Below are 6,795 nucleotides of genomic sequence, written 5' to 3'. Positions count from 1 at the left end.
GTTTATAGTTTATAGTTTATGGTTTATAGTTTATGGTTTATAGTTTATGGTTTATAGTCTATAGTCCTTCAACTATCAACTATCAACTATCAACTATCAACTATAAACTATCTACTATAAACTATCAACTATCAACTATCTACTATCAACTATCTTTGCCAAAGTTCAGTAAAATTATCTCTTTCCTTTCAGCGTTAAAATACTTGAAGCAAAGATATTACCAAATTCCTCCAACTCTTTGAGAAATCCTGCTACTTCCTCTTTGAAATTTGATTTGTAATTTTGCATTTTGATATTTAATATTTGATATTTAATATTTAATATTTGATATTTAATTGTTGTCTCCCCCAAATCCTATTTTGCAGAATCCTATTGATAACTCGCTAATAATATAACATATTATCTTTTAAATGTCAAACTAAATTTTTTTCATTTATTTTTTTAATGAGCATGCCGGCGAAGTAGCCAGCGCCAAAACCATTATCAATATTTACGACGGCTATTCCTGGGGCACAGCTATTTAACATCGTTAATAATGCCGCAAGTCCCCTGAAGCTTGCTCCATAACCGACACTTGTTGGCACGGCGATAATTGGCACATCGACTAATCCACCCACCACACTGGCTAATGCCCCTTCCATCCCTGCAACAACAATAATTATTCCTGCCCGAGTAAGTTTTTCTTTCTGATTTAATAATCTATGAATTCCTGCTACCCCAACATCATAGAGTTTTTCTGTCTTTATCCCTATAATCTCTATTGTGACGGCAGACTCCTCAGCAATAGGTATATCAGATGTGCCCGCAGTAATAATTAAAACAGATGGTAAGGATAAATCTTGAGTAACTGGGGATTGAATTATGGTTATGGTTGAGGCAAGTTTGTTGTAATCTGCCCGCATATCAATTTTATGAACGGCACGATACACCCTCTCAGAGGCTTTAGTGATAAGAATATTACTACCTTGTTTAAGCATTGATTTAACTATCTCAACTATCTCTACGGTTCTTTTACCCTGTCCAAAAATAACCTCCGGAAATCCCCTTCTTAATGCTCGATGATGGTCAATATGGGCAACTACCTCAGAATCAACCTCTAACCCTTGATATGGCAGAAACTTTAATCTGTGCAATGCCTCTTCTATCGTTAATCTTCCTTCCTTAACCCCTTCTAATAATTGCCTGAGCAGATTTATTTCCATTATTTGTAAGTATATCAAACATTTTAGCTGCCGTCAACTAATTTTTAATTGACAACGAACTTATTTTATGGTATTATTATATTTAAATAAATCAGGTTTGCAAGAACTTCAATCCAAAAGGGGATAAGTTTAAGCGGTTGAAAAACAATCTTTTTATGTAACCATTCAGGTAATTCTTTACCGCACAGACGCAGAGAAACAGAGAGGAAAATATCTTTTTTTCGTGCTTTTCGCGTTTTTCGGTGTTTAAAAAGGCTTAAAAAACAGTTAGTCAAAAGTAAGTATTAAAAGATTAATAAATAACGAAAGACCCGAAATGCACAAAAAAAAGGAAATTTCTGTTTCTGGTGAATAGATTTTAATTTTTTTCTCTGCGTCTCTGTGTCTCTGCGGTGAACAGTTACTTTTTTATTTGACCCCTGAATCCATTAAATTCTCTATGGAAAAATTTTGCAAACCTGCTGATTGTGGGTATGTATAGATGAAGTTTAATAAAATTAAAGAGGCTATTGAAGACCTGAAACAAGGCAAATTAATTATTGTTGTTGATGATGAAGATAGGGAAAATGAAGGGGATTTGGTTTGTCTGGCAGAATATGTTACCCCAGAACATATAAATTTTATGGCTAAATATGGGCGAGGATTAATTTGTCTGCCTGTTATTGGTTCGAGATTAGATGAGTTAGATATCCATCCGATGGTCAAAGAACCAACAGATATTTTAGAAACCGCATTTACAGTTTCTATTGATGCTAAGGATGGAACAACAACAGGCATTTCTGCCCACGACCGGGCACAGACAATAAAGACTGTCTTAAATCCTGATTCTAAACCTGGTGACCTCAGACGACCTGGCCATATCTTTCCATTACGGGCTGTAGAAGGTGGTGTTTTGAGAAGAGCCGGCCATACAGAGGCGGCGGTAGATTTAGCCAAATTAGCGGGTTGTTATCCCGCAGGGGTAATTTGTGAGATAATGGATGATGACGGATATATGGCTCGACTCCCATCTTTAATAAAATTCGCCGCTTTGCATCACCTGAAAATTATTACCATCGCTGACCTTATTCATTATCGAAGACGCTCGGAAAAATTGATTGAAAAGGTAGCCGATGCATTCCTGCCAACGGCTTATGGTCAATTTAGAATGTGCGGCTATGAATCTCTCTTAGATAAACATATTCATGTCGCCTTAATAAAAGGAGATGTATCCGGGGCTAAAAATGTTTTAGTCCGTGTTCATTCCCAATGTTTAACCGGTGATGTCTTTAAATCAACACGATGTGACTGCGGCTCACAATTTGACTATGCCCTAAAAATGATTGAAAAAGAGGGAAAAGGTGTTTTACTTTATATGTGCCAGGAAGGTAGAGGGATTGGACTGCTGAATAAGATAAAGGCTTACGAATTACAGGATAAAGGACTGGATACGGTTGAGGCAAATGAAGAATTGGGTTTTCCTGGAGATTTGCGTGATTATGGAATTGGTGCTCAAATACTGGTGGAATTGGGTCTATCCACCATTAGATTATTAACCAATAACCCGCGCAAAATTGTTGGAATAGAAGGTTATGGATTACAGGTCGTGGAAAGAGTTCCAATAGAAATATTACCAACTCCTTTTAATGTTGACTACCTGAAAACAAAAAAGGAAAAATTAGGACATCTGTTGAATATGTCAGATAGGTCTAATAGTGAGACTCTACGACAAAAAAAGAAGATGAACAAGGAGGGAAGATAAATGGATGAATTAACTCCAAGAAAGATAGTTGCAGAGTTAGACAAATACATCATTGGTCAAAACGATGCTAAAAAATCTGTAGCTATTGCCTTACGAAATCGCTATCGCAGACAACGGCTACCAGATGAACTACGAGATGAAGTCGCACCTAAAAATATCATTATGATAGGTTCTACGGGTATCGGTAAAACAGAGATTGCCAGACGGCTGGCTCACTTAGCTAAAGTGCCTTTCTTGAAGGTAGAAGCGACTAAATTCACTGAGGTTGGCTATGTGGGTCGAGATGTGGAATCTATGGTTAGAGACCTGACTAATCTGACGCTTAATATGGTCAAGTCTGAGGCAATTGAGTCGGTTAAGGGGAAGGCGGATGAGTTAGCGGAAGAAAGGATACTGGATCTTCTTCTTCCTGTTCCAAGAGGTAGAGGCAGAAAGAAACTTGCCACACCGTTTATTCCATTTATGGAAATAGAACCTGAGACAGAAGAGGTTAATACCAAAGAGAGATTTGCCGCTACCCGTGAAAAATTGCGAGAGCAACTCCGTCAGGGTGTTCTGGAAAATAGAATGATAGAGATTGAGGTAAAAGAAACAGTGCTACCAATGATAGAGGTTTTTGCCGGCAGTGGCATAGAAGGAATAGATATGGGACTAACGGATGCCTTGAGTACCGTTCTACCATCAAAGATTAAAAAGCGAAAGGTAACGGTTGCTGAAGCCCGAAGAATATTAGCTCAAGAAGAATCTCAAAAAATAATCGATATGGAAAAGGTAACTAAAGAGGCTATTTCCCGCGTAGAAAATCAAGGGATAATATTTTTAGATGAATTAGATAAAATCGCCGGTAGTGGAACGCCAGGAGGAGGACCTGATGTCTCACGAGAAGGGGTTCAACGAGATTTATTGCCTATTGTTGAAGGTTCTACGGTCAATACCCGCTATGGACCTGTGCGAACTCAACATATTCTCTTTATTGCCGCCGGAACTTTTCACAATTCCAAACCGTCTGATTTAATCCCTGAGTTGCAAGGTAGATTTCCAATTCGAGTTGAGTTAAACACATTAACCGAAGAACAATTTAAACAAATCCTGACTCAACCTCAAAATGCCTTGATTAAACAGTATGTTGCCTTATTAGAAACAGAGGAAATAAAAATAAAATTCACAGAAGATGCCATAGACGAAATGGCTTCTATGGCCTATGCTATAAATGAACGAACCGAAAATATCGGGGCAAGAAGATTACATACGATTATTGAAAAGGTAGTTGAAGATATTTCCTTTGAGGCACCAGAAATCTCTACTAAAGAGATTATTATCGACCGTGAGTATGTCCGCAAAAAATTAGAAGATATTGTTAAGGATGAGGATTTAAGCAGGTATATACTTTAAAAGTTAGTATAGGGTTCTGCAAAATAGGATTTGGGGGAGACAACAATTAAATATCAAATATTAAATATCAAATATTAAATATCAAAATGCAAAATTACAAATCAAATTTCAAAAAGGAAGTAGCATGATTTCTCAAAGAGTTGGAGGAATTTGGTAATATCTTTGCTTCAAGTATTTTAACGCTGAAAGGAAAGAGATAATTTTACTGAACTTTGGCAAAGATAGTTGATAGTAGATAGTTGATAGTTGATAGTTTATAGTAGATAGTTTATAGTTGATAGTAGATAGTTGATAGTTGAAGGACTATAGACTATAAACCATAAACTATAAACTATACACTATACACTATAAACTATAAACTATAAACGAGTTTTGCATTTTGCTCTTTGGAGGAAATTGATAAAAATAGAGGTTTTAAATACCCGCTTAAAAACTACAGTTTCTTAGTTTTGCAGAACTCTAAGTTAGTAAAAAAAGGAGAGAAAGATGTTAGATATAACACAGATTCAAGAAATTTTGCCACATCGATATCCATTTCTGTTAATCGACCGTATTATTGAGATGGAAAGGGGCAAAAGAATAGTGGGAATAAAAAATGTTACCTGTAATGAATCTTTCTTTCAGGGACATTTTCCAGGACATCCGGTTATACCCGGAGTACTTATCCTTGAGGCAATGGCACAGGTTGCAGGTGTTCTTATGCTCTCTGAACCTGAACATGCGGGTAAGATTGTTTATTTTACAGGAATTGACCATGCAAGATTCCGTAAAACAGTTATCCCGGGAGACCAATTGCGGTTTGAAGTAGTTCCAATTAAAATTCGACAAAAAGTTGGGGTTATGGAAGGAAAAGCTTATGTAGAGAATAAATTAGCCGCTGAGGCAACATTAATGTTTGCTGTATCTGAAAAGGAGTCGAGATGATTCATCCAACGGCAATTATCCATCCAAAGGCAAAATTAGAAGATGATGTAGAAATTGGTCCTTTTAGTATCATTGAAGAAAATGCGACTATCAGGCAAGGGACTAAAATCGGGGCTAATGTTATTATAAACGGCTGGACCACGATTGGCAAAAACTGCACCATCCACATGGGCTGTGTTATTGGTCATGAACCTCAAATCAAAAATTATGAAATCAAGGAATCGTATTGTATCATTGGAGATAATAATATTATTAGAGAGTATGTTACTATTCATCGCGGATGGAAGGAAAAAGAAAAAACAGTTATTGGCAATGACAATTATCTGATGGCTAATAGCCATATCGCTCATAATTGTGAAATAGGCTCAGGCGTAATTATAACTAATGGTGCCCTCTTAGCTGGCCATGTGAAGGTTGAAGATAAAGCGGTCATCTCAGGATTAGTCGGAATTCATCAATTTTGTAGAATCGGTAGCTATGCTATGATTGGTGGATTATCGCAGGTAACTCAAGATGTCCCGCCTTATATCTTAGCTGATGGTAATCCATTAGTCATTCATGGGATAAATTCTGTCGGGCTACGAAGAGCAGGTTTTTCACAAGAAATCCGCAATAACCTCAAATCTGCTTACAAAATCCTTTATCGCTCTAAACTTAATACTTCTCAAGCTCTAAAAAAAATAGAGCAAGAATTACCCCCCTCTCCTGAAATTAATTATCTGATAGACTTTATTAAAAACTCTAAACGGGGTATTTGCCATGGTGTAACACTTTAGCCATCTGAAGGTGTAAATAAGGGAAAGGAAATTGGTCTTTCCCTTCACTAACTTCTCAACCCAATTTCTCTACTGGTTTCTTAACCATAACCCAAATATTTCACCCTTTCCCATTTTTCTTATTTCCCCTTTTTCCTTTGTTACACTTCACTTGAGTAAATAGTTACGACTCACATTCAACAGCAAAATTTGTAACATATTGATATTACTACACTTAATTTTTAAGATTGTCACTACATGTGGCTCTTTCTGTTTTTCTCTTCCATAATTATCCGTGATGGAGATTTTATCTTGAGGGTTTTCAAAATCCTATTTTGCATATAAGTAGGTTCACTTGTATAAGCATAAGATTCTCCTCCTACCTTCATAACACCTATTCCCATCTGTTTAAACAGACTAAAAACCCTTTCGCCTGTTACATTAATACCTCCCTCCCGTAACATCTTCTCTACTACTTTTTGCACGATATAAGCCAAAACACAGATAAACACATGAGCTTTCACTCTTTCCTCTTTATGGTGATAAAAAGGTCGAACTTCTAATGGTGCCTTTAAACTCCGAAATGCTCTCTCTACATCTTGTAGGTCTTTATAAGATTCGATTATCTCCTCTGCACTCAAATTCTTCTCATAAGTTGTTAATGGCAAACCAAAATTGACCCACTTTTGGCAATGGAAATTGACCCACCCATGTAAAAAAATCAGATCAAAAATGAACAAATTTGGCAATGAGAATTGACCCACCCCCGGATATAAAGATT

Annotated in this window: 6 protein-coding genes; 4 read left to right on the top strand and 2 right to left on the bottom strand. The window is 36.6% G+C overall.

Annotated elements, in window-relative coordinates:
• Window positions 1-413: 413 nt before the first annotated feature.
• On the bottom strand, window positions 414-1,202 hold the full coding sequence (larB, locus tag AB1422_14705) for a nickel pincer cofactor biosynthesis protein LarB (GenBank protein MEW6620564.1): 789 nt from the start codon (window positions 1,200-1,202) through the stop codon (window positions 414-416).
• 481 nt (window positions 1,203-1,683) lie between these two features.
• On the opposite strand from larB, the gene AB1422_14700 reads away from it, so the two are divergent.
• The 4 genes from AB1422_14700 to lpxA all read left to right on the top strand — a co-directional run bounded on the left by AB1422_14700 (window position 1,684) and on the right by lpxA (window position 6,035).
• Entirely contained in the window at window positions 1,684-2,943 is a 1,260-nt protein-coding gene (locus AB1422_14700; protein MEW6620563.1) for a bifunctional 3,4-dihydroxy-2-butanone-4-phosphate synthase/GTP cyclohydrolase II, read from the top strand.
• Entirely contained in the window at window positions 2,944-4,335 is a 1,392-nt protein-coding gene (gene hslU, locus AB1422_14695) for an ATP-dependent protease ATPase subunit HslU (GenBank protein MEW6620562.1), read from the top strand. It abuts the gene before it with no gap.
• A 486-nt stretch (window positions 4,336-4,821) separates the two neighbouring features.
• Window positions 4,822-5,259, top strand: coding sequence for a 3-hydroxyacyl-ACP dehydratase FabZ (fabZ, locus tag AB1422_14690; protein ID MEW6620561.1), 438 nt, complete (start codon window positions 4,822-4,824; stop codon window positions 5,257-5,259).
• Window positions 5,256-6,035 carry an acyl-ACP--UDP-N-acetylglucosamine O-acyltransferase gene (lpxA, locus tag AB1422_14685; GenBank protein ID MEW6620560.1) on the top strand — a complete coding sequence of 260 codons (780 nt, stop codon included), beginning with the start codon at window positions 5,256-5,258 and terminating at the stop codon, window positions 6,033-6,035. The genes fabZ and lpxA overlap by 4 nt, the downstream gene beginning before the upstream one ends.
• A 233-nt stretch (window positions 6,036-6,268) precedes the next feature.
• On the opposite strand, the gene AB1422_14680 is transcribed toward lpxA, so the two are convergent.
• Window positions 6,269-6,682, bottom strand: a complete 414-nt coding sequence (locus AB1422_14680) for a hypothetical protein (GenBank protein MEW6620559.1) — start codon at window positions 6,680-6,682, stop codon at window positions 6,269-6,271.
• Between the last annotated feature and the right edge of the window lie 113 nt (window positions 6,683-6,795).

It is taken from the genome of bacterium, from assembly GCA_040757115.1.
GTDB lineage: Bacteria > UBA9089 > CG2-30-40-21 > CG2-30-40-21 > SBAY01 > JBFLXS01.
Note: the sequence above shows the minus strand (reverse complement) of the source record. Positions and strands in the feature narration are given on the sequence as shown.